At 60.5% G+C, this 24,247-nt stretch carries 23 protein-coding genes; 11 read left to right on the forward strand and 12 right to left on the reverse strand.

Translation table 11 applies throughout. The features are described from left to right. The 3 genes from Q0O99_RS14950 to Q0O99_RS14960 all read right to left on the reverse strand — a co-directional run. On the reverse strand, positions 1-465 hold a 465-nt coding region (locus tag Q0O99_RS14950), incomplete at its 3' end, for an aldolase/citrate lyase family protein (RefSeq protein ID WP_293752774.1). Further along, a complete protein-coding gene (locus Q0O99_RS14955; RefSeq protein WP_293752775.1) occupies positions 456-1,706 on the reverse strand; it encodes a CaiB/BaiF CoA-transferase family protein in 1,251 nt (416 codons plus the stop codon). The genes Q0O99_RS14955 and Q0O99_RS14950, both read right to left, overlap by 10 nt. Then, positions 1,703-2,671, reverse strand: coding sequence for a tripartite tricarboxylate transporter substrate binding protein (locus Q0O99_RS14960; RefSeq protein WP_293752776.1), 969 nt, complete (start codon positions 2,669-2,671; stop codon positions 1,703-1,705). Before Q0O99_RS14960 ends, Q0O99_RS14955 begins: the two co-directional genes overlap by 4 nt. Positions 2,672-2,737: 66 nt before the next feature. Between Q0O99_RS14960 and Q0O99_RS14965 the strand changes: the two genes are divergently transcribed. The 4 genes from Q0O99_RS14965 (at position 2,738) to Q0O99_RS14980 (ending at position 6,017) form a co-directional block, all read left to right on the forward strand. Next, positions 2,738-3,235: a MarR family transcriptional regulator gene (locus Q0O99_RS14965; RefSeq protein ID WP_293752777.1), complete on the forward strand. Its 498-nt coding sequence runs from the start codon at positions 2,738-2,740 to the stop codon at positions 3,233-3,235. 262 nt (positions 3,236-3,497) lie between these two features. Then, complete coding sequence (gene vapB, locus Q0O99_RS14970) at positions 3,498-3,731, forward strand: type II toxin-antitoxin system VapB family antitoxin (protein ID WP_293752778.1); 234 nt, start codon at positions 3,498-3,500, stop codon at positions 3,729-3,731. After that, positions 3,731-4,141: a tRNA(fMet)-specific endonuclease VapC gene (gene vapC / locus Q0O99_RS14975; RefSeq protein ID WP_293752779.1), complete on the forward strand. Its 411-nt coding sequence runs from the start codon at positions 3,731-3,733 to the stop codon at positions 4,139-4,141. Before vapB ends, vapC begins: the two co-directional genes overlap by 1 nt. A 187-nt stretch (positions 4,142-4,328) precedes the next feature. Continuing rightward, complete coding sequence (locus Q0O99_RS14980) at positions 4,329-6,017, forward strand: formate--tetrahydrofolate ligase (RefSeq protein ID WP_293752780.1); 1,689 nt, start codon at positions 4,329-4,331, stop codon at positions 6,015-6,017. Positions 6,018-6,107: 90 nt separating this feature from the next. Here Q0O99_RS14980 and Q0O99_RS14985 read toward each other — a convergent pair whose 3' ends face one another. Then, positions 6,108-6,935, reverse strand: coding sequence for an intradiol ring-cleavage dioxygenase (locus tag Q0O99_RS14985; protein ID WP_293752799.1), 828 nt, complete (start codon positions 6,933-6,935; stop codon positions 6,108-6,110). 196 nt (positions 6,936-7,131) lie between these two features. On the opposite strand from Q0O99_RS14985, the gene Q0O99_RS14990 reads away from it, so the two are divergent. Further along, complete coding sequence (locus tag Q0O99_RS14990) at positions 7,132-8,832, forward strand: FAD-dependent oxidoreductase (protein WP_293752781.1); 1,701 nt, start codon at positions 7,132-7,134, stop codon at positions 8,830-8,832. Between the two features lie 38 nt (positions 8,833-8,870). Here Q0O99_RS14990 and crcB read toward each other — a convergent pair whose 3' ends face one another. From crcB to Q0O99_RS15015, 5 genes are all read right to left on the reverse strand, one after another. Beyond that, the gene (gene crcB / locus Q0O99_RS14995) at positions 8,871-9,263 is read right to left on the reverse strand and encodes a fluoride efflux transporter CrcB (protein ID WP_293752782.1); all 393 of its coding nucleotides are present in this window, start codon (positions 9,261-9,263) and stop codon (positions 8,871-8,873) included. Positions 9,264-9,297: 34 nt separating this feature from the next. Continuing rightward, positions 9,298-10,314, reverse strand: coding sequence for a recombination-associated protein RdgC (locus tag Q0O99_RS15000; protein ID WP_293752783.1), 1,017 nt, complete (start codon positions 10,312-10,314; stop codon positions 9,298-9,300). Positions 10,315-10,393: 79 nt separating this feature from the next. Next, a complete protein-coding gene (locus tag Q0O99_RS15005; protein ID WP_293752784.1) occupies positions 10,394-11,695 on the reverse strand; it encodes a TRAP transporter large permease subunit in 1,302 nt (433 codons plus the stop codon). Positions 11,696-11,701: 6 nt separating this feature from the next. After that, on the reverse strand, positions 11,702-12,211 hold the full coding sequence (locus Q0O99_RS15010; protein WP_293752785.1) for a TRAP transporter small permease: 510 nt from the start codon (positions 12,209-12,211) through the stop codon (positions 11,702-11,704). A 4-nt stretch (positions 12,212-12,215) separates the two neighbouring features. Continuing rightward, positions 12,216-13,190 (reverse strand): TRAP transporter substrate-binding protein, encoded by a 975-nt coding sequence (locus Q0O99_RS15015; RefSeq protein WP_293752786.1) that lies wholly within the window; start codon positions 13,188-13,190, stop codon positions 12,216-12,218. A gap of 212 nt (positions 13,191-13,402) precedes the next feature. Here Q0O99_RS15015 and Q0O99_RS15020 point away from each other — a divergent pair, with 212 nt between their 5' ends. Then, on the forward strand, positions 13,403-13,936 hold the full coding sequence (locus Q0O99_RS15020) for a winged helix DNA-binding protein (protein ID WP_293752787.1): 534 nt from the start codon (positions 13,403-13,405) through the stop codon (positions 13,934-13,936). Between the two features lie 36 nt (positions 13,937-13,972). Further along, entirely contained in the window at positions 13,973-17,635 is a 3,663-nt protein-coding gene (locus Q0O99_RS15025) for a hydantoinase B/oxoprolinase family protein (RefSeq protein ID WP_293752788.1), read from the forward strand. A gap of 98 nt (positions 17,636-17,733) precedes the next feature. Here Q0O99_RS15025 and Q0O99_RS15030 read toward each other — a convergent pair whose 3' ends face one another. Together Q0O99_RS15030 and Q0O99_RS15035 are read right to left on the reverse strand one after the other, a co-directional pair. Beyond that, positions 17,734-18,126, reverse strand: coding sequence for a DUF655 domain-containing protein (locus tag Q0O99_RS15030; protein WP_293752789.1), 393 nt, complete (start codon positions 18,124-18,126; stop codon positions 17,734-17,736). Positions 18,127-18,253: 127 nt separating this feature from the next. Further along, entirely contained in the window at positions 18,254-18,874 is a 621-nt protein-coding gene (locus Q0O99_RS15035; RefSeq protein WP_293752790.1) for a response regulator, read from the reverse strand. Positions 18,875-19,079: 205 nt separating this feature from the next. On the opposite strand from Q0O99_RS15035, the gene Q0O99_RS15040 reads away from it, so the two are divergent. The 3 genes from Q0O99_RS15040 to Q0O99_RS15050 are packed head-to-tail and all read left to right on the forward strand — an operon-like array spanning position 19,080 to position 22,860. Beyond that, positions 19,080-20,798, forward strand: a complete 1,719-nt coding sequence (locus tag Q0O99_RS15040) for a long-chain fatty acid--CoA ligase (protein WP_293752791.1) — start codon at positions 19,080-19,082, stop codon at positions 20,796-20,798. Then, positions 20,795-21,814, forward strand: a complete 1,020-nt coding sequence (locus tag Q0O99_RS15045) for an LLM class flavin-dependent oxidoreductase (protein WP_293752792.1) — start codon at positions 20,795-20,797, stop codon at positions 21,812-21,814. The genes Q0O99_RS15040 and Q0O99_RS15045 overlap by 4 nt, the downstream gene beginning before the upstream one ends. 26 nt (positions 21,815-21,840) lie before the next feature. Then, positions 21,841-22,860 (forward strand): methionine synthase, encoded by a 1,020-nt coding sequence (locus Q0O99_RS15050; RefSeq protein ID WP_293752793.1) that lies wholly within the window; start codon positions 21,841-21,843, stop codon positions 22,858-22,860. Positions 22,861-22,862: 2 nt separating this feature from the next. Here Q0O99_RS15050 and Q0O99_RS15055 read toward each other — a convergent pair whose 3' ends face one another. Then, a complete protein-coding gene (locus Q0O99_RS15055; RefSeq protein WP_293752794.1) occupies positions 22,863-23,315 on the reverse strand; it encodes a hemerythrin in 453 nt (150 codons plus the stop codon). A 163-nt stretch (positions 23,316-23,478) separates the two neighbouring features. Here Q0O99_RS15055 and Q0O99_RS15060 point away from each other — a divergent pair, with 163 nt between their 5' ends. Next, positions 23,479-24,225 carry a 2OG-Fe dioxygenase family protein gene (locus tag Q0O99_RS15060; RefSeq protein ID WP_293752795.1) on the forward strand — a complete coding sequence of 249 codons (747 nt, stop codon included), beginning with the start codon at positions 23,479-23,481 and terminating at the stop codon, positions 24,223-24,225. Positions 24,226-24,247: the final 22 nt, after the last annotated feature.

Below are 24,247 nucleotides of genomic sequence, written 5' to 3' on the forward strand. Positions count from 1 at the left end.
GTAGTCCTCGGCACCAAATCCCAGCGCGCACAGCGCGGGGTGCTGCGCGATCTGCGCCGCCGCCAGCACGCCGAGGGGCGTTTCCAGCAAAGCCGCGATCGGCGGTGGCGGATGACCACTGTCGACCGCTCGTGCCCTCAGCGCTTGCGCAAAGTTCTCCAGTTGGGCCAACGTCTCCACCTTCGGCAGCATCACAGCCGCCAGTTGCGCCAGCGGCATGCCCTGCAGGTCTTGCGCCCACTGAGCCGGTTCACTGTTCACACGCAACAACACGGTGGCCCCGCGTTGTGCGAGTTGCGCCACGGCTGCACGCGCCATCGGACGGGCTTCAGGTTTGCGGTCGGGGGGGATGGCATCTTCCAGGTCAACCACCAGAGCGTCAGCGCCTCGCTCTGTGGCTTTGGCCAGCAGGTGTTCTGCGGTCGCTGGCAAAAACAGCAAAGAGCGCAAAGTTTTCAGCGGCATTCAATCGCTCCTTGGGTTTTTAATGACTGGCACTCGGCTGCGCTGGCTCCGAGTTCGTTCAAGAGTTCTTCGGTGTGCTGCCCCCGCAAAGGGGCTGCCCTGCGAATGCTGCCGGGTGTCCCTTGCAGTCTGGGCGTGACTTGGTGCATGACCGTGGCCTTACTGCCATCGCTGCCATCGCATTGAACATAAACCCCGCGCTGCACCACATGTGCGTCTTGAATCAATTGAGGAGGTGCGTAAATGGGCCCCACCGTCACGCCATGATGGCGAAAGTGCTTTAAGCACTCGTCTTGATTGCGTTGCAGCATGAACTCGGCCACCATGGCATCGAGTTCTGCGTCATTTTCCAAGCGTGCGGCGTTGCTGGAAAAGCGCGGATCCTCGAATAAGACCGACTGTCCAATGGCCTCAAAAACCCGCTTGGCCATGGTATCTGTAGAGCCCGACATGGACACCCACAGACCATCTTTGCAACGGTAACTGCCGCGAGGAGAAGCGATTTTTTGACCGGGTTCGGGGTCTACGCCGGTTGCCGCGAAATTGCTGACATCGGGACCCATGATGGCCAGCATCGGCTCCAGCAATGACAAGTCAATGACTTGGCCTTGGCCGCCACGCACCTCGACCTCTCGCAGAGCGGTCAAGGTGGCAAATGCACCGGTCAAGCCTGTCACCATGTCGGCCAGAGCCATGTTCGGCAATTGGGGGGCACCCCCATCGCTGCGGTGTTTGTGCGCATAGCCACTGAAGCCTTCGATCAAACTGCCAAAGCCTGGCAACTCGCGGTAAGGGCCGGTTTGCCCCCAACCCGACAAACGCACAATGACCAAGCCCGGGTTGTATGCGTGTAACTGCTCAGGGCTCAGGCCCATGTTTTCCAGTGTGCCGGGCTTGAAACTTTCCACCAAAACTTGTGCCGTCGCAATCAAGCGTTTGAGCCAATGCATGGCCTGACCATCACGCAGGTTCAAGGCCAGACTGCGTTTGTTGCGGGCATAAGTGCGCCACCAGCCGTCATAACCATTCGGGTGGTCTGCGTGTGGCTCTCGCCACTCACGCAACGTGTCTCCGGCACCAGCGGACTCCACTTTGATGACATCTGCACCAAAGTCTCCCAGCTGCAAAGTGAGCATGTTCCCAGCCACTAGGCGCGACAAGTCGACCACGCGAACACCCTTTAAAGGGCCAGTGGCTTGCTCTTGAAGTGCTTGATGGGGAAGGTGTTGGCCAGCACTCATTCCTGTTTCAAGTCCAATTGACGGACCAAGGGGCTCCAAGTCTCTGACTCTTTGCGCAGCAAGTCGTTGAATGCGGTCATGGACACCTTGAGCGGGTCGGTTTCGACTGCTGCAAAGCGTTGGGCGACATCTGGGTTGGCGAGCACCTTGGCTGCAGCTGCGGTAATTTTGTCGATCACCTCCTTGGGGGTACCTTTGGGCGCAAACAAGCCACCGATGGCGGCCACTTGCACACCTGGAATACCTGCCTCACTCAGAGTGGGTACGTCAGGCAGTGAGCCTTCTCGGGCCAGATCGGTGGTGGCCAATGCACGCAATTTGCCACTGCGAATCAAGGCCATGGATGCCGTCAAGGAGTCGGTGGCGAACAAGACCTGCCCTCCCATCAAGTCAGTCAGTGCGGCACCGCTGCCTTTGTAGGGGACATGGGTGGCCTGAACGCCCGCTTTGCGCAGGACCAACTCGCTGCCCAAATGCGTCATGGTGCCGATGCCTGCGGAAGCATAGCTCTGTGGCTTGGACCTCACAGCTTGGAGGAGCTCGCTCATCGTCTTGGGAGCAGTCGGGGTATTGGCTACCAAAACCGCAAAGGGGGCTCGCATCACAGGCGCCACAGGCACAAAGTCCGAGAGGCTGTATTTCGCATTGGCGTTCATCACCGGCACCACAAACAAGCCTGCCGTCGATGTGAACAGCAAGGTGTATCCGTCGGGTGCTGCGCGCACCACCGACTGATGGCCAATGATGCCGGAAGCACCCACGCGGTTTTCCACCACCACGTTTTGACCCAATATCGGCCCCAAATAGCCCGCCAGCAACCGGCCCGTGACGTCACTGCCAGAGCCAGGCCCTTGGGTCACTACCAAAGTGATGGGTTTGCTGGGGTAAGTGTCTGACCAGGCCGATGTAGCCCCTGAGCACACCAGCGCCAGCGCTCCAAAGAACCGTCCGAAATGCTTAAACATACTTGTCTCCTTGTTAAAGTGATGTGAAATCATACTCAAAAATCATTTGCTACAGCAAATAATGCCATGTCAAATAAAAACAAAGCCCTCAGTGTCGCCGCCTTGCGCCGTCATGCGCCTGAAGAATTGATCACGTTTCGTGTGTCCGTGTTGTCGCAATTGCTGGCTAGGGTCGTGGAAAGTTCTGTGAGCCAGGAGTTGGGCCTCTCCAGCAGGCAATGGCGGCTGTTGGTCATCCTCAACCGCTTGGGGCCAAGCACCTCGGGGCAGGTGGCCGCCGCGACGCACCTCGATCACAGTCAGGTCAGTCGCGCCAGCTACGAATTGACAGAAAAAGGCTTGATTGCCATGGCGACGGATTCTGGTGATCGCCGCCGGCAGCTTTTGTCGGCGACCGAGGCAGGGATAGCGCTGCTCAGGCAAGGCATTGTGGGATCTATGGCTCGTCAAAATCGTTTGCGAGCGATGCTGAGTGACGCAGATTACGAGGCTTTTGGACGGATCTTGGCGGCGTTGTCGGATGAGGCACACACTATGCTGGAGGATGGGCGTAAGCTCAAATGAGGGTGCCCTAAACAGACTTTGCACGCAAACAGTCGCTAAAGGCTGAACTGAGTCATCCACTACTGGCTGCCTGTTGTCCGCTTCCGCTGCATTTGAGTCATCCATCAAGACTGATGCCGATGTTATTTTTGGTAATCAAGAAAATGCAGCAAGCCGCTGTTGTCTGCAGCACACCACAGTGACTGCTTCCGCCCTCATCTCTGTCTGACTAATGCGGAAGTGCCGTATACAATTGCTATATACATTTCCTTGGTAGGTCATCATGTCCATTGGCACTGTTTTCGTCAACAACCGTACCCAGGCCGTTCGTCTGCCTTTGGACGTGCGTCTGCCCGAGGGTGTCCAAAAGGTAGAGATACGCGTCAAAGGTAACGAGCGCATCATCTCCCCTCTGGGCCAAACTTGGGACAGCTTCTTTCTGGGTGGTCTCACAGTGAGCGACGATTTCCTGCCCGAGCGCGCTACACAGCACCAAGCGGAGCGGGAGGCGCTCTGATGCTGCGTTACTTGCTGGACACCAACATCGTCATCTACGTGTTGAAGCGGCGACCTGTCGAGGTGCTTTCCACTTTCAACGCCAACGCCAGCCGCATGGCCATTTCCGCCATTACCCTCGCCGAACTCTTGCACGGTGCGGAGAAAAGCAGCCGCGTGAGCGAGAACCTGGCCGCTGTCGAAGACTTTTGCAGTCGCCTGGCAGTTCTGCCCTATGGCCCCAAGGCCGCGCAGCATTACGGCGTCATTCGCGCCGCCTTGGAAAAAATTGGCCAGCCTATCGGTGTGAACGACATGCACATCGCAGCTCACGCCCGCAGTGAAGGCCTGGTTCTGGTGACGAACAACATGGGGGAGTTCGCACGGGTACCTGCGCTGGAAGCAGAGAACTGGGTCCACACAGCGCAGTAATTGACGAGTTGTCGTGCATCTGGTGCTGGTCAACGGCAAATACATCAAATCCGAAGACCGGGACACCACCCCCCATGGCCGAAGGCGACGTGTTGGCGATCTGGCCCCCCGATACAGGGATTCCCCGATGCGGAGGACCCACGCGCTCATGACATACTCAATTGGATCCCAGCTGGATTTACACACTATGCCAACACCAAGCACCACCCTGCGCTCCGACATCGATATTGCGCGCGATGCGACTATGAAGCCGATTGCAGAGGTCGGCGCTCAACTCGGCATTCCGGTGGACGCCCTGGTGCAGTACGGCCCGACCAAGGCCAAAGTATCGATGGATTTCATCCGCACGCTCGAAGGCAGAAAAGATGGCCGGCTCATTCTGGTCACCGCTATCAGCCCGACACCGGCCGGTGAAGGCAAGACGACCACAACCGTAGGCCTGGGCGACGGCCTGAACCGCATAGGCAAGAAGGCGATGAGCTGCCTGCGCGAGCCGTCGCTGGGCCCGTGTTTCGGTATCAAGGGTGGTGCGGCTGGCGGCGGCTATGCTCAAGTTGTGCCGATGGAGGACATCAACCTCCATTTCACCGGCGACTTCCACGCCATCACTTCGGCGCACAACCTGCTCGCCGCGCTGACTGACAACCACATCTACTGGGGCAACGCGCTGGCGCTGGACCCGCGTCGCATCGCTTGGCGCCGCGTCATGGACATGAATGACCGCGCGCTGCGCTCGATCGTCAATTCGCTGGGTGGGGTCGCTAACGGCTTTGCGCGCGAGGATGGTTTCGACATCACGGTGGCTTCCGAAGTGATGGCCATCTTCTGCCTCGCGACGGACCTGAGTGACCTGGAGCGGCGCATCGGCAACATTGTGGTTGGCTATACACGTGAGCGTGTCCCGGTTACAGCCCGCCAGCTCGGCGGCGACGGCGCCATGGCTGTGCTGCTGAAAGACGCTTTGATGCCCAACCTGGTGCAGTCCATTGAGAACAACCCGGTCTTCGTGCATGGCGGGCCGTTTGCCAACATCGCACACGGTTGCAACTCGGTGCTGGCCACCCAGACCGCGCTCAAGCTGTGCGATTACGTCGTGACCGAAGCGGGTTTCGGCGCTGACCTGGGCGCAGAGAAGTTTTTCGACATCAAGTGCCGCAAGGCCGGCCTGCGACCCGATGCGGCGGTCATCGTGGCCACGGTGCGGGCGCTCAAGATGCATGGCGGTGTGGCGAAGGACGATCTCAAAGGCGAGAACGTGGAAGCGGTCCAGCTCGGATGCGCGAACCTGCGCCGCCACATCGACAACGTGCGCAAATTCGGTGTGGCGCCGGTGGTCGCCATCAACCGTTTCATCACCGACACCGACGCCGAGCTTCAGGCGGTCATGCAGGCAGCGCAGGATGCGGGAACCCAAGCTTTCGTGTGCACGCATTGGGCCGAGGGCGGCAAAGGCATCGAAGCCTTGGCACGCCATGTGGCAGACGTGGCGGACAGCGGCATGGCCGATTTCAAGCCGCTGTACCCCGACGCCCTGCCGCTTTGGGACAAGGTCCGCCTGATTGCGACCGAGATTTACGGTGCGGCCGACATCGCGGCGGACGCCTCGGTGCGAAAGCGCTTCAACGAGCTGCAGGACCATTACGGCCACCTGCCGGTGTGCATGGCCAAGACGCAGTATTCGTTCTCGACGGACCCGACCCTGCTGGGCGCACCCAGCGGCCACATTGTGACTGTCCGCGAACTGCGGCTGTCGGCGGGTGCCGAGTTCATCGTCGTCATCACCGGCGACATCATGACCATGCCGGGCCTGCCCAAAGTGCCGTCGGCCAACGCCATACGTCTGAACGCCAGGGGACAGATCGAGGGCCTGTTCTGACGGGTTTCAATCCAACCCACGGCAATCGCTTGAAGACCTTGCAGCATGGCCACGACTTCGGCTGAGAAGCTGGAGAAAGTGGTCAGCGCTTCAGACTGGGTTGAGCACAAAGTCAAAATCGAGTTGGTAAGTGCCATCGGCCAGCTGCCGCCAATCGGTGACCAGCGATTCGCGCACGCCAAACACCGCGTCCGATGCCAGATACGGGTCGTCTTTGCGAAAGACATGGGTGATCAGGGTTTCGTAGCCCGGGGCATCGATCTTGAAATGCAAATGTGCGGGACGCCAGGGGTGCCTGGCCGTGGCCTCCAGCAATTGCCCAACCGGACCATCGTGCGGGATGGGGTAGGGCATGGCCAAAATGGATTGGAAGTGAAAGCGCCCCTGCGCATCCGCTGTGAGTATCCCTCGGGCCTGGTGCTGCGACCTGTCGGCGTATTGCACGTCGTACAGGCCTTTCTCATCGGATTGCCAAACCTCGATCCGTGCGTGGGCCACCGCTTCGCCTTGCACTCCTTTGACGCTGCCTTGAACCTGGCAGGGTTGCCCCTTTGCCCCGTTGGCGACATCGTCGCCCAGCTTGTAATGGGGCGCATCTTCCACATGGAAGGGCCCGAGCACCGTGGCTTGGGTGCAAACGTCAGGTTTGTCGTTGTTCATGACCACCGTCAGCATGGACAGGCCCAAGACATCGGACAACAAAATGAACTCTTGTCGCTGCGCGTTGGTGATGTGACCGGTGCGGGTCAAGAACTCGATGCCCTTGAGCCATTCGGCCTCAGTCAGTTTCACCTCGCGCGCAAACCCGTGCAGGTGCCGCACGAGACTGAGCATGATCTCTTTGAGCCGGGGATCCGGTGTGTTGGCCAAGCGTTCGAGCACCGATTCGGTGATGGGGTTGGCGTTCAGGTTTTCCATGGCCAGGTGTTTTTCGTGAAAGGGGTCACTCAAAGGGTGTCTCGGGACTGGCGGTCCAAGCCCGAGCGGTGTCTGTTTGTCATTATGATGAATTGAACGCACTGGCCCTTGGGCTTCACGATCGGGCCTCAAGATCGGGCTTCATGATCGGAACGACAAATTGAGTGACAGTGCAAGCCAGGATGGAAAAAAGCCGATGAACATGTCTTTGAAAGAGGCCAAACAAGGCCAGACCGACGCAGCAGCCCCCATGGTGGTGGATGTGCTGATCGCAGGCGGTGGACCTTTTGGTTTGATGTTGGCCATTGAGCTGGGGCGTCGTGGGGTGCGGACTTTGTTGGTGGACCCCAAACCGGGCACGGCCTTCAACCCCCAGGCCAATGCCACGCAGGCCCGCACCATGGAGCATTTCCGGCGGTTGGGCTTTGCCCACGAGATCCGGGCGCAGGGCTTGCCTGCCGACCACCCCACCGACATCGCTTATTTCACCCGTTTCACGGGCCATGAACTGGCGCGCTTGCCTTTGCCCACTGCTGCACAAGCCACCCAAGCCATCAAGACGATGCAAGGCTCGTGGAGCGCGGCCGAGTTGCCGCACCGTGTGTCGCAAAAATTTGTTGAAAAAACCCTGCTCAGCCACGCACAGGCCTGCCCCTCGAACGATTTGCGCTATGGCTGGGCCTTGAAGCATTTCTCGCAAACCGAGGCCGGTGTGCAGGCGGTGGTGACGCCGGTGGCCGGTGGGGCCGATGTGGCGGTGCACGCCGCTTACCTGGTGGGGGCCGATGGCGCGCGCAGTGCGGTGCGCCACCAACTGGGCATCGCCTGGGGCGGAACCACCGGCATCAAGCGCGATTTCATGGGCGGCAAGATGTTTGCGGTGTATTTGCGGGCGCCTGATTTTGACAAGGCATTACCCCACCGCAAAGCCTGGATGTATGTGACGGTGAATGCCCAGCGCCGGGCTTTCATGGCCTCGGTCGATGGGGGCAGCGAGTTTGCCTTTCATGCGGCAGTGCACGAGGGCGAAGATGCCGATGCCTGGACGCCCGCAGATGCCCAGCGCATCTTCAACCAGGCCATGGGGCAAGACATTCCCATTGAAGTCTTGTCGGCGGGCACCTGGATGGCGGGGCACGCCTTGGTGGCCAACGCCTTTCAGCAAGGCCGCGTGTTCATCGGCGGGGATGCTGCACACCTGTTCACGCCCACCGGCGGCCTGGGCTACAACACGGCTGTGGAGGATGCGGTCAATCTGGGCTGGAAGCTGGCCAGCGTGGTCCGGGGCATCGCGCCTGCGCGCTTGCTGGAGACCTATGCCCAGGAGCGCATGCCTTTGGCGCACCGCAACACCGCTTATGCACGCCAGTTTGCCGACTCGGTGGGTTTGTTTGCGGCCACCCCTGAATTGGAAGAGGCGTCTGAGCGAGGAGCGCGTTCGCGGCAAATGGCGGCAGATCACCTGAATGGGCATGTGCGTCTGGAGTTCAACATCCCCGGGGTGACGTTTGGGGGCCGCTACGACGGGTCTGCGATCGTGGTGGCCGATGGCAGCACGCCGCCGCCCGATGCGGCCAACAGTTACCAAGCCAGTGCCTGCCCCGGCGGGCGTCCGCCGCATGCCTGGTTGGCCGATGGGCGCTCGCTGTATGACACGTTTCACAGCGAATGGACTTTGTTGCAACTGGGCCCGCAGCCTTTGGATGCCTCGGCATTTTTGGCGGCAGCCAGCCGCTTGGGCATGGACCTGAAGACCGTGTCACACAGTGCTGATGAGCTGCTGGCTTTGTATCAGGCACCGTGGGTCTTGATTCGCCCCGACCAAGTGGTGGCCTGGCGTGGCCACGGCGATCAGCAGGCTTTGCAGGTCTTGCAGCAGGCCATGGGCATCACCTGAGGCGATGGGGTAGGCCGTTCAGATCGCGGGGCTGGTCTTCAGCTGCGTGCCGCCCACAGCGTGACGGTGTGCAGGCCCAGCACCGTGAGCGCCAGCGAGCCCAACAGGTGCAAACTGGCCGTGCCTGCCGCCAGCGCAAAGCGGCCTTGCTGCAGCATGGCCACCACCTCGGCTGAAAAGCTGGAAAACGTGGTGAGTGCCCCTAAAAAGCCAGTGACCAGGGCCAAGCGCCAAACCGGGTCAAGCTCGGGCAGTTGCTGGAACACCCCCACGCACACGCCCACCAAATAGCCACCGATCAGGTTGGCCGCCAAGGTGCCCCAGGGCAGCAGGCCAGCGCTTGCGGTGCTGGGGTTGAGCCACAGGCCCAGCTGCCAGCGCGACAGCGCACCCACACAAGCACCCAGGCAAATCGCGATCACCGTGAGCATGGCGTGGGTCCTTTCGGTTTCGGGCTACCGGTTTTTAAAACGGCGGGTCTTCGTCGGTCGCCGTTGCGCCCGTTGCACCAGGCTTGAGGGTCGAATTCACCACCGTGCGCGTTGGGTTCGGCAGGGCCTGATCGGCAGCCGCTGCGCCCAGTTCCATCTCGCCACCCAGGGCTTCGATCAGGCTGTCAATCAGCGGACCGAGCAAGCCGGTGGACAAGGCCACATCGGCGTCAAAGCGGTCTTCGGTTTTGTCGGTGCCCGACTCGTCCATCACGCCATCGAGGTACTGCACCTTTTTTAACTGCAGGGTCTCGGTCAGTACAAAGGCCACACGGCCGTCCCAGCTGAGCGCCAGTTGCGTGGGCAACTTGCCTTCCATCACATGCTTGCGCACGTCGTCGTTGGCCAGGTGGTGGCGGGTGAAGCGCACGCTGGCGGCGTCTTCGCCGGTGGACTTGAGCACGGTTTCGCGCTCCACGGTCAGGTCGGCGGGCCACTCATCGGGCGTCTGCGCCAAGAGCCACTGGGTCATGGCCGCTTGTGGCGAGGTCACGGTCTGGATCAAGGACACAGACAAGCCACCCATCACGTTCATCAGCGCCGACATGACTTCGTCGGCTTTGCCTTGGCTGCCTGCGTTGAGCACCAAACGACGGTTCTCCAGGTCCATCCACACCAGCACGGTGGACTGGCGCGCAAAGGCCTGCGGCAGCAGCGACAACAGAGCGTCGTCCATCAGGTCGCGCTTTTCTTTTTTGCCAGGCTTGCGGCCAGTGGCCGCTTCGATCTCGGCGACGCGTTCGTCCACCTTGCGGCGCACCACATTGCCGGGCACGGCCTTGGACTCGATCATCAGTTTCATGATCCACTGACCCGAGACCGATTCGACCAGCGGTCCGTGGGCTTCGCCTCTTGGTGGAATCCAGCCAATCGACTTGTCCTGGCTGGCGCCACACTCCACAAATTGCACCGGCTCCAGCGCCGCTTGCACATCGGCCAATGCGGGTGCAAAGCCCTCTCCGATGCGGTAAACCATCACATTTTTAAACACAAACAATTCCTTATCGCCCAAATGAACAACCCGTCCATTGGGACGGGTTGAATCATAGGGGATGAATCGATGCCTACCGTCAGAGTTTCATCTGGGTGGGCAGCCAGGTCACGATGCCCGGCACAAAGTAAATCAGCAGCACAGCCCCCATCATCAGGAAGAACATGGGCATGGAGACGCGGGCGATGTAGGGCAGCTGTTTGCCCGTCATGCCTTGCAGCACAAACAGGTTGAAGCCCACAGGGGGTGTGATTTGCGCCATTTCGACCACAAACACGATGAAGATGCCAAACCAGATCGGGTCGATGCCCGCTTTTTGCACCGTGGGCATCAACACGCCCATGGTCAACACCACCATCGAAATGCCGTCCAGGAAGCAACCCAGAATGATGAAAAACACCATCAAGGCCATGATGAGTTCAAAACGGCTGAGTCCGAGACCACCGATCCATTCGGCCAGGTGGCGTGGCAGGCCGATGTAGCCCATGGACAAGGTCAAAAAGGCGGCGCCTGCCAAAATCAAGGCGATCATGCAGTACAGGCGTGTGGCCCCCATCAGGGCGTCTTTGAAAACAGCCCAGCTCATGGAGCCCTGCAATGTAGACAGCACCAAGGCGCCGACCACGCCCACGGCCGCAGCTTCGGTGGCGGTGGCAAAGCCGGTGTAGATGGAGCCCAAAACGGCCGCGATCAAGAGCACCACCGGAATCAGGCTGCTGGACGCTTGCAACTTTTGTACAAAGCTCATGGGGGCGTCGCGAGGTGGGATTTGGTCGGGGTGACGCAGTGACCAGTAAATGATGTAGCCCGAAAAAAGACCTGCCAGCATCAAGCCCGGCAAGACGCCCGCGATGAAGAGTTGGGCAATGGACACATCGGCCGCTACGCCGTACACGATCATGATGATCGAGGGCGGGATCAAGAGGCCCAAGGTGCCTGACCCGGACAGCGTACCAATGACCATGTCTTCGGGGTAGCCGCGTTTTTGCAGCTCGGGCAAGGTCATCTTGCCAATCGTGGCACAGGTGGCGGCACTCGAGCCGGAGACGGCCGCAAAGATCGCGCAGCCCACCACATTGGTGTGCAGCAAACGACCCGGCAGCGCCTGCATCCAGGGGGCAAGCCCTTTGAACATGTCCTGACTCAGTCGGGTGCGAAACAAGATTTCGCCCATCCAGATGAACAGCGGCAAAGCCGTGAGGGTCCAGCTCGAAGCCGAGCCCCAAATCGTCACCGCCATGGCATCGCCCGCGGGACGCGCCGAAAACAGTTGCATGCCGATCCAGGCCACACCCGAAAGGGTCAAACCGATCCAGACGCCACTGCCCAGAATCAGAAACAAAGTCAGGACCAGCAGTCCCGCGATCATCAAATCATTCATGGCGGATCATTCGTTGCGCAGCATTTCGCCGCTTGCAGTGTCTACTCGTTGGCCACGGATTTCCAGTACCAGTTCGTCTACAAAAGCCAGCGCAAAAATCAGCGTGCCCAGCGCCATGACCAATTGGGGAATCCACAAAGGCGTGGCATCGTTGCCGGTCGAGATGTCGTGAAACTCGATGGACTGCCACACCAGGCGGCAACTGTAAAAGGCAAAAAGACCTGCCAGCAAACTGGCCAGACCCAGGCTGAAAATCTCCAAGCCTCGGCGTGCACCGCCTTTGAACAAACCCAGCACCAAAGTGACGCGGATGTGTTCGCCACGCTTGAGCGTATGGGCCAGCGCCAAAAAGCCAGCGCCAGCCATGAGGTAACCGGCATAAGCATCGGTGCCGGGCACATGGAAATGGAGCTGCCGACTCAAGATGGACAGCAGCACCATGAACAAAAGGCCGCACATGCTCAGCGCCGCCAAGGCGGCGGAGCTGGCATAAATCGCGTTCAGCAGTCGGCGCATGGGTTCAACGCTTGTAGGCGTCGACGATGGCCTTGCCTTCAGCGCCTGACTTGTCCAGCCATTCCTTCATGATGGTGTCGCCCACTTTTTTCATGTCGGCTTTGAGCTGGGCAGAGGGCGGCGCAATCGTCATGCCGTTGGCCTTGAGGATTTCCAAGGTGCTGGTGTTGACCTTGCGAGATTCGGTCCAGCCCCGGGTTTCAGCCTCTGCAGCGGCTTTGAGCACGGCGTCTTGGGTGGCTTTGTCCAGCGCGTCGAAAGCCTTTTTGTTGGCAATCACCGCGTTTTTGGGCAACCAGGCTTGCACGTCGTAGTAGAACTTGAGGTGCTCAAACAGCTTGCTGTCTACGCCCGTAGCCCCTGATGTCATGGTGGATTCGACCACGCCCGTGGCCAAGGCCTGAGAGAACTCGGCCGCTTGCACGGTCACGGGCTGGGCGCCGACCAATTCAGCAATCTTGGCAGTGGTGGGGCTGTAAGCGCGCCACTTGATGCCCTTGAGGTCAGCCACGCTGTTGATCGGCTTCTTGCTGTAAATGCCCTGTGGGGGCCAGGCCACCGAGTACAAAAGCATCATGCCTTGCTCGGCCAGTTTTTTCTCCAGCAGCGGCTTTTGCGCTTTGTAGAGTTTCATGGACTCGTCGTAGCTGTCGGCCAGAAAGGGAAGACCATCGGCACCAAAGGGCTGCCATTCGTTTTGGAAGTTGACCAGCAAGATCTCGCCCAGCTGGGCCTGCCCGCCTTGAACGGCACGCTTGATTTCAGGTGCTTTGAAGAGGGACGCATTCGCGTGCACCGTGATCTTCAGCTTGCCCGCTGTGGCTTTGTCCACATCGGCTGCAAACTGGATCATGTTGACCGAGTGGAAGTTGGTGGCCGGGTAAGCGGCAGGCAGGTCCCATTTGGTTTGGGCCGACACGAAGCCGGAGACAGCGAGCAGACCAGCCAGCAGGCTGAGGTGAAGGGCGCGACGTTGCATGAGAACTCCTGTGAATGTGGAATGAACGGTCTAACAGGCCGTGCAAGAAAGGTGCCCGCTTGGCGCGCGCATCGGGTGCATCTGGCTGGGGTTCACTTTAAGCAAGTTGAGGCGTGGGTGTGATCGGTTTTTTCCCTTAATGTCAACAAATTGTTGGTAAATTGTCATCAACGGACATAAACTTTGAGTCCTCACTTGTCTGAACACCTCCAATGCCGCGCAAAAATTCAACTGCCATCGCGAACGCCAACCCCATCGTCTCTTCGGCCCATCTGGTCTCGCCCGACAGCGCCGAGATGAGCGAGTTCGAGTTCGGCCTGATCGTGGCGGGCAACGCCTTTCACCGCTGGATCATCCACTGCATGTCGGCGGCGGGCCTGAAGGATTTGACGCCGCTGGATGTGCTGGTGCTGCACCATGTGACGCACCGCGCCCGCGACAAACGCCTGGCCGACATCTGTTTCATCATGAACATCGAAGACACGCATTTGGTGAATTACGCCCTGAAAAAGCTGCAAGGTTTGGGTGTGGTGATGTCGCAAAAGCATGGCAAAGAGGTCACCTATGCGGCGACCGATTTAGGGCGTGGGTATGTGCAGCGCTACCGTGACATCCGTGAGAGCTGCTTGATTGACGCCCTGAAAGCCGACGATGGCCTGAACCGCGACATTGGCGAGTTGGCCCGATTGCTGCGTGTGCTCTCGGGCATGTACGACCAGGCTGCGCGAGCGGCGGCTTCTTTGTGACCCTGTTTTTTTTGAATCCTGATTGTTGAGCGACTTATGAGCGAATCCCACACCACACCCGCTGGCAAAAACCGTTGGCAGTTTTGGATCGACCGGGGCGGCACCTTCACCGACGTGGTGGGCAAGCGCCCCGATGGCAGTTTGGTAACGCACAAGCTTTTGAGCGAAAACCCCGAGCAATACCGCGATGCAGCGGTGGCGGGCATCCGCCATTTGCTGGACCTCAAAGACGGCGAGCGCGTCACGCCCGAGCAGGTCGAGTGCGTGAAGATGGGCACCACCGTGGCCACCAATGCGCTGCTGGAGCGCAAGGGCGAAGCGACGCTGCTGGTGACCACGCAAGGCTTTGGCGATGCGCTGCGCATCGCCTACCAAAACCGCCCGCGTTTGTTTGACCGCCAGATCGTGTTGCCCGAGATGCTCTACAGCGCGGTGGTGGAGGCCCAAGAGCGCGTGACGGTGGATGGCGAGGTCTTGCAGCCTTTGGACGAAGCGCATTTGCGCACCCAATTGAAACATTCGCACCAGCAAGGTGTGCGCTCGGTCGCCATTGTGTTCATGCACGGCTGGCGGCACACCGCGCACGAGCTGGCTGCGGCGAGGCTGGCGCGTGAGGTGGGCTTCATGCAGGTCAGCACCTCGCACCAGACCAGTCCGATGATGAAGCTGGTCAGCCGGGGTGACACCACCGTGGTCGATGCGTATTTGTCACCGATTTTGGGGCGCTATGTGAACCAGGTGGCCAGTGAGATGCCGGGCGTGAAGCTGATGTTCATGCAGTCTTCTGGGGGCCTCACCGACGCGCAGGTGTTCGCGGGTAAGGATGCGATTTTGAGCGGCCCGGCGGGCGGCATCGTGGGCATGGCCCGCACGGCGCAGTTGGCGGGTCACGACAAGGTGATTGGTTTTGACATGGGCGGCACGTCCACCGATGTGTCGCACTTTGCCGGGCAGTTCGAGCGCGAGTTTGAGACCCAAGTGGCCGGTGTGCGCATGCGCGCGCCCATGATGAGCATCCACACCGTGGCTGCGGGTGGCGGGTCTTTGCTGGCCTATGACGGTGCGCGCTTTCGGGTGGGGCCACAAAGCGCGGGGGCTAACCCGGGTCCAGCCAGTTACCGCCGGGGCGGGCCGCTGGCCGTGACCGATGCCAACGTGATGGTGGGCAAGGTGCAACCGAGGTTTTTCCCATCGGTGTTCGGGCCGGATGCCAACCAGCCGTTGGACGCCGAGGTGGTGCGCGGGCATTTTGCAAAACTGGCCGCACAAACCGGGCGTGCCGCCGAAGACGTGGCGCATGGCTTCATCCAGATCGCGGTGCAGCAGATGGCCAACGCGATCAAGAAAATATCGGTGGCGCGGGGCTACGACGTGACGCGCTACACCTTGCAGTGTTTTGGCGGTGCGGGCGGGCAGCACGCCTGTCTGGTGGCCGATGCCTTGGGCATGTCGCAGGTGCTGGTGCACCCGCTGGCGGGTGTGCTCTCGGCCTACGGCATGGGCCTGGCCGACCAGAACGTGATGCGCGAAGAATCGATTGAAAGGCGTTTGGATGCAGCGGCCATGCCTTTGATGGCCGAGCGCTTGCAGACTTTGGGCGAGGCCTCGCGCCAGGCCTTGCTGGCCCAGATGGGCGTGGATGCCGGAGGCACCGACCGCATTGAACTGCGCCAGCGCGCGCATTTGCGCTACGAAGGCACCGACTCGGCGCTGGTGGTGCCTTGGGGCGATCAAGCCCAATTGGTGGCCGGTTTTGAAGCCGCGTACCGCCAGCGCTTTGCATTTTTGATGCAGGGCAAGGCCCTGGTGGTCGAGGCGGTCTCGGTGGAGGCGGTGCTGCCCGGCGATGCGCCCGAAGAAGCCGTGTTGGCCGTGCACCCGCAGCGCGATGTGCCGCGCCGTGACACGGTGCAGGTCTATGCCGCCAATGCCCAAGGCGTGGCCCAGTGGCAGGGCGCTGCGCTGGTGGTGCGCGAAGACATGCGCCCCGGCGATGTGATCGACGGCCCAGCCATCATTGCCGAGAAGAACGCCACCACGGTGGTGGAACCCGGCTGGCAAGCGCGATTGACGGCGCTGGACCATTTGCTCTTGGTGCGCGTGCAAGCGCGTGCGGTGCAGCACGCCGCAGGCACCCAGGCCGATCCGGTGCTGCTGGAGGTGTTCAACAACCTGTTCATGAACATCGCCGAGCAGATGGGGCTGCAGCTGCAAAACACGGCGTATTCGGTCAATATCAAAGAGCGCTTGGACTTTTCGTGCGCGCTGTTCAGCACCGAAGGCCATTTGATCGCCAACGCGCCGCACATGCCGGTGCATTTGGGCTCGATGGGCGAGAGCATCCAGACCGTGATCAAGGAGAACCAAGGCCGCATGCAGCCGGGCGATGTGTTTGTGCTGAACGACCCGTACCACGGCGGCACGCATTTGCCCGACATCACCGTGATCACGCCGGTGTACCTGGACGGTCACTCAGCCCCCGTGTTTTATGTGGGTTCACGCGGACACCACGCCGATGTGGGCGGCTTGACGCCCGGCTCCATGCCACCCTTTTCCACGCGCATCGAAGAAGAGGGCGTGCAGATCGACAACGTCAAGCTGGTCGATGCGGGTCACCTGCGCGAGGCCGAGATGGTGGCGCTGCTGCAAAGCGGCGAATACCCTTCGCGCAACCCTGCGCAAAACATGGCCGACTTGAAGGCGCAAATTGCCGCCAACGAAAAAGGCGTGCAGGAGTTGCGCCGCATGGTCGAGCAGTTTGGTCTGGACGTGGTGCAGGCCTACATGCGCCATGTGCAGGACAACGCCGAAGAATCGGTGCGCCGCGTCATCACGCGGCTGAAAGACGGTGCATTCACTTTGCCGCTGGACAACGGGGCGCAGATCCAGGTAGCGGTGCGGGTCAACGCCGCCGAGCGCACGGCCGAGATCGATTTCACCGGCACCAGCGCCCAGCTGCCCAACAACTTCAACGCGCCGCGTGCGGTGTGCATGGCCGCGGTGCTGTACGTGTTCCGCAGCTTGGTGGACGACGACATTCCCTTGAACGCCGGTTGCTTGAAGCCGCTCAAAGTCATCATTCCTCAGGGCTCCATGCTCAACCCCAACCCCCCGGCCTCGGTGGTGGCGGGCAATGTGGAGACATCGACTTGCATCACCAATGCCTTGTTTGGCGCTTTGGGTGTGATGGCAGGCAGCCAGCCGACCATGAACAACTTCACCTTCGGCAATGCCCGTGTGCAGTATTACGAAACCATCTCCGGTGGCAGCGGTGCGGGTGGGCGCTTTGATGCGCAGGGCCAGTTGGTGGGCGGGTTTGACGGCACTTCGGTGGTGCAAACCCACATGACCAATTCACGCCTCACTGACCCTGAGGTGCTGGAGTTCCGCTTTCCGGTGCGGCTGGAGAGTTATGCGATCCGTCAAGGATCAGGCGGCGCTGGGCGCTGGCATGGCGGTGATGGCGGGGTGCGGCGTGTGCGTTTTCTCGAACCCATGACAGCAGGTATTTTGTCTAACGGGCGCATTCACCCGGCCTTTGGCATGGCAGGCGGGCACAGTGGTTTGCCGGGCATCAACCGCGTGTTGCGCGCCGATGGCAGCGTGCAAGAGTTGGCGCACATTGGCCAGGTTGAGATGCAGGCGGGGGATGTGTTTGAGATCCACACGCCGGGCGGCGGTGGGTTCGGCAAGGCCTGACCGCGGCTGATTGGCACGACCGACCGACTGGGTGCCGGTCAAGCCTGCCGAGTTGACCGATGGTGCCGACTCGGCAGACCGGGTGGGACAGCATTTTTTCAGTTTTTGGCGGGCGCGGGTTTGGCGCTGCTCTCTGCCGCTGCCGGTTTGGCGGCTTTGGCCGCAGCCTTGTCGGCGCTCGGGTCTTTGTTGGCGGTGGGCTTGGTCTCAGCCGCTTTGACGTTGTAAGCACTGCCTTGCACCCGCACACCTTGCTCGGACAAGCTGCTGGCCTTTTGGGAGCCCAGGCCTTTGACACGGTTCGTGGCATCTTCCCAATTTTTGAACGGGGCTTTTTTGCGCTCGTCCATCACCGCCTTGGTCAGGACCGGCCCCACGCCTTTGAGGGCGTCGAGCTCGACCTCGGTGGCCTTGTTCAAATCAATTTGCTGGGCCCAGGTCAGGCTTGCGAATCCGAAAGCCAGCAAGGCACCTGTGATTTTCTTCAACATGTCTGCGCTCCTTGGGTTGACTGCAACCATCAGCAGTGAGCTCTGTTGTGGGAAAGCTTGGCGGGCTTGCGAAGAGGCTTGATTCAAAATATGAAAAAATGTATTAAAAATGGTAACAATCGAGCGTTCAAGCCGTTTGGTGTTCGAGCTTGCGACCAGCGATCAATGCAGTGAAAAAACCGTTGAACCACTGCATATTCACAGGCTTGGCCATGAAGATCGTGCCCTCTGGCAAGCCGCCGCGAGCCGCGATTTCCTCCTCTGACAAGGCAGAGATCACCAAGCAGGTCATGCGTTGAAACTGGGTTGAGTGTTTGAGGGTGCGCAGCAGCTCAAACCCATCCACCCCGGGCATATTCAGGTCGGCAATCAGGACATCCGGTTGGATGCTGGCCATGTCAATGAGGGCCTCCAGACCGGAGGACATGGCCGTGCAATCGATGGGCATTTCGCAGCGGTTGCAGAAGTCCCGCAGCATGTCTCGTGTGACCGGGTCGTCTTCGACCAACAAGACGCGCAGACGGTATTCGCGGTTTTCGCCGGGACTCATCAGCATGTTGTGCTTTTTCTGGTAATCGCGGATCGAGGGCATAGAGATGCGGCGGTGGCCGCCTTGTGTTTTCCAGGCCTGGAGTTCGCTTTTTTCCACCAGAGTCTGGATGGTGCCCACCGACAAGCCCAGCAATTTGGCTGCATAGGTGGTGCCACAGTAGTCTTCGGGTGTGTCGGGTGTTGAATGTGTTTGCATGGCTTTATTTTAGTGATAAAAATGCCAAATGATTTAAAAAGAATACTTATTTACTTTTATTGAAACATCTCGAAACACATTTATCGGAAGAATCCAGGAAAGCCGATGACTTCGTGTCGATTGTCGGTCCCGTGCGCGACAAACTCAAAGCCTCTTCAGGTGGGGTGGCCTATTAACATGATGACGAACTCCAGGAGACCCTTAGATGCCCGCACACGCTGCTGCCTGGCCTGCACGCCTGCCCGCCAAGATCACCGCGCCCGCCACCTCCTTGTGGATGAACTTGGCCATCAGTGCCCTGCGATACCCCGAGAAAGCCGCGCTGGTCTTCATGGGGCGGGTCTGGACCTACCGGAAGTTGATGGCCAGCGCCGAGCAGTTGGCGGGGCAGCTCAAGACCTTGGGTGTACAGGCCGGCGACCGGGTGGTGGTGGACATGCAAAACTGCCCCCAGCTCGTGATCACGCACTTTGCTGTTCTGCGCATCGATGCGGTGGTGGTGCCTGTCAATCCAATGAACCGGGCCGAAGAGCTCAAGCACTACATCACCGACCCCGACACGAAAGTGGCCGTGACCACGGCCGACCTGGCCCCCGATTTGGCCCAGGCCAGTGCGGCTTTGCCCCCCGAAGATCGCTTGAAGCACTTGGTGGTGACGCAGTTCACCGATGTGTTTGACCCCGATACGGTCGGCCCCGAAGACTTGCCCGAGGCTTGGCACCCTTGGATTCTCCCGGTGCGGGCTTTGCCCGAACTGGCGCAGGGTCAGGTGCATGCTTGGGCGGACTTGATGGCAGCCCCTGCGGTGGCGTTGCCGCCGCCTCAGGCCAAGACGGATGATCTGGCCATCTTGCCCTACACCAGCGGCACCACCGGCTTGCCCAAGGGCTGCATGCACACGCACGGCTCCATCATGCACAACGCCATGTCCAGTGCCTTGTGGGGCAATGGCACGCCTGAAAACGTGACGCTGTGCGTGGTGCCCATGTTCCACATCACCGGCATGGTCAGCGTCATGCACACCAGCATTTTGCTCGGGGCCAGCCTGGTGCTGATGCCCCGCTGGGACCGCGATGTGGCAGGGCATTTGATCTCCAAGTGGAGCGTGACGCACTGGACCAATATCCCCACCATGGTGATCGACTTGTTGGGCAGCCCGCACATGGACCGCTATGACCTGAGCAGTCTGGTCTACATCGGCGGCGGCGGCGCGGCCATGCCGGAGGCTGTGGCGCAACGTTTATTGGAACAGTTTGGGCTGCGTTATGTCGAGGGTTATGGCCTGACCGAAACGGCCGCGCCCTCGCACTCCAACCCACCCGATGCTCCCAAAAAGCAGTGCCTGGGCATTCCGTTCATGAGCGTGGAGTCGCGCATTGTGGACCCCGAAACCCTGGCCGAATTGCCACTCGGCGAGTCGGGCGAGATCGTGATCAGTGGTCCGCAGGTGTTCAAGGGCTACTGGAAGCGGCCCGAAGCCACCGAAGCCGCTTTCTTTGAGCGTGACGGGTTCCGGTTTTTCCGTTCGGGCGACATGGGTCGGGTCGATGAAGAAGGTTACTTCTTCATGACCGATCGCTTGAAGCGCATGATCAACGCCAGCGGCTTCAAGGTCTGGCCTGCCGAGGTCGAGGCGCTGATGTTTCGCCACCCGGCCATTCAGGAGGCCTGCATCATTGGCACGCGTGACGCTTACCGGGGGGAGTCGGTCAAGGCGGTGGTGGTTTTGCGGCAAGACCACAAGGGCAAAGTCAGCGAGCAGGACATCATCGACTGGTGCCGTGAGAACATGGCCGTTTACAAAATGCCCCGTGCTGTGACTTTTGTCGACGCTTTGCCCAAGAGCGGCAGTGGCAAAGTCATGTGGCGGGCACTGCAAGAGGCCGAAATGGCCGCTTTGCCCACCGAAACCAAAACCACATGAGCGTGAAACTTTCTGTCCTTGACCAGTCTGCCGCCGCCCAAGGGCGCGGGCAAGACGCCACCATTCGCCAGACCCTGGCGTTGGCCGAGCAAGCCGAGGCCTGGGGCTACCACCGCTTTTGGGTGAGCGAGCACCACAGCCACCCCAGCATCGTGGGCAGCGCCCCTGAAGTGCTGATGGCGGCCATTGCCGCCCGCACGCAGCGCATTCGCATTGGCAGCGCGGGCGTGATGCTGCCGCATTACGCAGCCCTCAAGGTGGCCGAGCAGTTTCGCGTGCTGGATGCCTTGGCCCCGGGCCGCATTGATCTGGGCGTGGGCCGCGCGCCGGGCAGCGATGGGCGCACCGCCCAGTTGCTCAACCCCGACCGCAACGCCTCCGAGCGTTTTCCGCAGCAGGTCATGGAAATGCAAGCCTGGGTGAGTGGCCACAACCTGCCGCCCGGCCACCCGGGACACAACGTCTACGCCTACCCGCAGTCGGAGACCTCGCCCGACGTCTGGATGCTGGGCAGTTCGGACTACGGCGCTCAGTTGGCGGCGCACTTGGGTCTGCCTTATGCGTTTGCTTACTTCATCACCGATGGGCAAGGCGCTGACGAGGCCCTGCAGATTTACCGCGAAACCTTCCGCCCCAGTGTGGGCCTGCAAAGGCCATCTGCCGCCCTGTGTGTCTGGGCCTTGGCCGCCGACACCGACGAAGAGGCGCTGCGCCTTTTTGAAAGCCGTGCCCGCTGGAAGATGGACCGCAACCTGGGCCGCATCGGTGCGCTGATGCCCCCCGAAGAAGCGGCGCGCGATTACAGCCCAGCCGAGCAGTTTGCGCTGGAGCGCTTGCGCGAGTCGGCCTTGATCGGCTCGGCCGCCACCGTGGGCCGCAAGCTGCGCCAATTGGCGGCCCGACTCGAAGTGGACGAGTTGGTGGTCATCACCTGGACGCATGACCCTGCAGCGCAAATGCGCTCTTACGAATTGCTCGCTCAAGAATTTAGATTGACGGCAAACTCCACGCTTTGATTTTTTAAACCCTCAGGATTTTTGACATGTTCACCACTGCGATCGCTGGCAGCTTGCCCAAACCCGCCTGGCTGGCCGAAACCGAAAAACTTTGGCCTCAGTGGACAACCCAAGGCCCTGAGTTGCAGCAAGCCAAAGCCGATGCCACGCTGCTGTGGATCAAGGCCCAGGAAGACGCCGGGCTGGATGTGATCGGTGACGGCGAACAAGCACGCCAGCACTTTGTGCACGGCTTTGTCGAGCAGGTCGAGGGCATCGACTTTGTGAACAAGGTCACCATGGGCATCCGCAACAACCGCTACGACGCGCAGGTGCCGCAGGTGGTCGCGCCGCTGCGCTTGAAGGGCCGCGTGCACGCCTTTGAAGCCCAATTGGCCCGCGCCCACACGAAGAAAAAGCTCAAATTCACCTTGCCGGGTCCGATGACGATTGTGGACACCGTGGCCGACCGTTTTTATGGCGACAAGGTCAAGATGGCCATGGCCTTTGCCGAGTTGCTGAACCAAGAGGCGCTGGCGCTGCAAGCCGATGGCGTGGACATCATTCAGTTTGACGAACCCGCCTTCAACGTCTACATGGACGACGCGGCCGGCTGGGGTGTGCAGGCGCTTGAAATCGCCGCGCGGGGTCTGACCTGCACGACGGCGGTCCACATTTGCTACGGCTACGGCATCGAAGCCAACAACAACTGGAAAAAAACACTGGGCGACGAATGGCGCCAGTATGAAAAGGTGTTCCCAGCCTTGGCCAAGAGCAGCATCCAGCAAGTCAGCCTGGAGTGCATGCACTCGCATGTGCCGATGGAAATGATGAAGCTGCTCGAAGGCAAAGACGTGATGGTCGGCGTGATCGACGTGGCCAACCCGACCATCGAAACACCTGAAGAAATTGCTGACACCATTGGCCGCGCTTTGCAGTTTGTGCCCAAGCACCGCCTGATCGCTTGCACCAACTGCGGCCTGGCGCCCATGAGCCGCGCCGTGGCCGAGGCCAAGCTCAAGGCCCTGGCCGAAGGGGCCAAGCTGGCCAGCCAGCGTTACGCTTGAATTCAGGACTGAGCGCAGTCCTCAAGGGCGATGTCGTCGGGCATGCTGAGCACGCCTGTGGCCGGGTCATAGCCGACCCGGCGCAGGTGCAGGGCCAGCGCGGCATCCATGGATTGGGTGTGGTTGGCAAACCATTGCCCCAGTTCGGCCGCCATGTTGCGGATCAGTGCCAAGTTGCCAGATTCGCCCACGCGCAGGCCCTCTTGCATAACTTTCAACACCACCTTGTGTTGCGTACTGTGGATGTGGTCTGAAGAAAATTGCGTCATGTGCATCCAGCGGTCTTCCCGCTCAAAAACGCGGGCAGTGTGTTGCACCAGATCGCGCCAGCGTGATGTCAAAACCGGATCGGGGGCTTCATGCGCCAGATCCAGTAAGGTGACCAAAGTTTTGTGCCCATCGTCCATGCCGGGCATGTCCAGCGACAAGCCGTCGCTCCATTGCAGTCTGCTCATCGTCAGTCCTTTTCTGATGCCACAGCTTAGGTCGCCATTGGACTGCGGGCTTTGACGCAGGTCAGCCTTGAGGTTTGAAAACCCTTGCGCTGTGCCATCTGGTCAAGACAGGACCGACTGGGCGTTATGCTTGCGTCCTTTGCCTGATCTCCTGGACGTTTTAATGACCCAACAAACGCTGCAGCCACCCCTGACCGCGCCTGACCAACTTAACGCCACTTTGGCGGTGCAGGGCTTTGCGGTGCTCGAAGCCGCGAGTGTTGGCGCTTTGGCGGGTGTCCCGATTGCGGACTTGCAAGCGCTGGCACCGAGTTGGAACGATTTACCGCCCGACCAGTACCTCAAGGATGGTGGGCGTTACCGCCGCAGGCGGCATGCCAGTTTTGAAGTCACGGCCAACAAGACAGCGGCTACGCTTCATCGGGCGCATTGGCAGCCCCTGTCTTACAACGCCTTGCACGGCGGTATGCAGCGCTGGTTTGAGCCGATGTCGCCCGAGGTGGTGCAGCAGGCGGCCTGGCAACAATTGTTGTGCTGGCTGGGCCGTGTGGCTTCAGCCGCTCAGGGCGATCAGACCTGGTTCACCGAAGCCCACCAGTTCCGCATCGACACCACCGACGGCATTGGCCGACCCACGCCCGAAGGGGCGCACCGCGATGGCGTGAACTGGGTGGCGGTCTTTTTGGTGGGCCGCCATGGCATCAAAGGCGGCGAGACGCGGGTGTTCGACATGGACAGCCCGCGCGGCCAGCGCTTCACCTTGAGTGAACCTTGGTCGGTGTTGCTGCTGGACGACACCCGTGTGATCCACGAAACCACCCCCATCCAACCCGAACAACCGGGCGGTTGGCGTGACACCTTGGTGGTCACGCTGCGCTCGGGCGGATTTTTGGACGAGCCCACGCGCTGAAGCAGCGCTGGTTCAATCCTGA

Source organism: Limnohabitans sp. Rim8, from assembly GCF_945901735.1.
GTDB lineage: Bacteria > Pseudomonadota > Gammaproteobacteria > Burkholderiales > Burkholderiaceae_C > Limnohabitans_A.

Coding starts and splice junctions, on each gene's coding strand:
- Q0O99_RS14955 (WP_293752775.1), bottom strand. CDS start 1,706: ATGAGTGCTGGCCAACACCTTCCCCATCAAGCACTTCAAGAGCAAGCC.
- Q0O99_RS14960 (WP_293752776.1), bottom strand. CDS start 2,671: ATGTTTAAGCATTTCGGACGGTTCTTTGGAGCGCTGGCGCTGGTGTGC.
- Q0O99_RS14965 (WP_293752777.1), top strand. CDS start 2,738: ATGTCAAATAAAAACAAAGCCCTCAGTGTCGCCGCCTTGCGCCGTCAT.
- vapB (WP_293752778.1), top strand. CDS start 3,498: ATGTCCATTGGCACTGTTTTCGTCAACAACCGTACCCAGGCCGTTCGT.
- vapC (WP_293752779.1), top strand. CDS start 3,731: ATGCTGCGTTACTTGCTGGACACCAACATCGTCATCTACGTGTTGAAG.
- Q0O99_RS14980 (WP_293752780.1), top strand. CDS start 4,329: ATGCCAACACCAAGCACCACCCTGCGCTCCGACATCGATATTGCGCGC.
- Q0O99_RS14985 (WP_293752799.1), bottom strand. CDS start 6,935: ATGGAAAACCTGAACGCCAACCCCATCACCGAATCGGTGCTCGAACGC.
- Q0O99_RS14990 (WP_293752781.1), top strand. CDS start 7,132: ATGAACATGTCTTTGAAAGAGGCCAAACAAGGCCAGACCGACGCAGCA.
- crcB (WP_293752782.1), bottom strand. CDS start 9,263: ATGCTCACGGTGATCGCGATTTGCCTGGGTGCTTGTGTGGGTGCGCTG.
- Q0O99_RS15005 (WP_293752784.1), bottom strand. CDS start 11,695: ATGAATGATTTGATGATCGCGGGACTGCTGGTCCTGACTTTGTTTCTG.
- Q0O99_RS15010 (WP_293752785.1), bottom strand. CDS start 12,211: ATGCGCCGACTGCTGAACGCGATTTATGCCAGCTCCGCCGCCTTGGCG.
- Q0O99_RS15015 (WP_293752786.1), bottom strand. CDS start 13,190: ATGCAACGTCGCGCCCTTCACCTCAGCCTGCTGGCTGGTCTGCTCGCT.
- Q0O99_RS15020 (WP_293752787.1), top strand. CDS start 13,403: ATGCCGCGCAAAAATTCAACTGCCATCGCGAACGCCAACCCCATCGTC.
- Q0O99_RS15025 (WP_293752788.1), top strand. CDS start 13,973: ATGAGCGAATCCCACACCACACCCGCTGGCAAAAACCGTTGGCAGTTT.
- Q0O99_RS15030 (WP_293752789.1), bottom strand. CDS start 18,126: ATGTTGAAGAAAATCACAGGTGCCTTGCTGGCTTTCGGATTCGCAAGC.
- Q0O99_RS15035 (WP_293752790.1), bottom strand. CDS start 18,874: ATGCAAACACATTCAACACCCGACACACCCGAAGACTACTGTGGCACC.
- Q0O99_RS15040 (WP_293752791.1), top strand. CDS start 19,080: ATGCCCGCACACGCTGCTGCCTGGCCTGCACGCCTGCCCGCCAAGATC.
- Q0O99_RS15045 (WP_293752792.1), top strand. CDS start 20,795: ATGAGCGTGAAACTTTCTGTCCTTGACCAGTCTGCCGCCGCCCAAGGG.
- Q0O99_RS15050 (WP_293752793.1), top strand. CDS start 21,841: ATGTTCACCACTGCGATCGCTGGCAGCTTGCCCAAACCCGCCTGGCTG.
- Q0O99_RS15055 (WP_293752794.1), bottom strand. CDS start 23,315: ATGAGCAGACTGCAATGGAGCGACGGCTTGTCGCTGGACATGCCCGGC.
- Q0O99_RS15060 (WP_293752795.1), top strand. CDS start 23,479: ATGACCCAACAAACGCTGCAGCCACCCCTGACCGCGCCTGACCAACTT.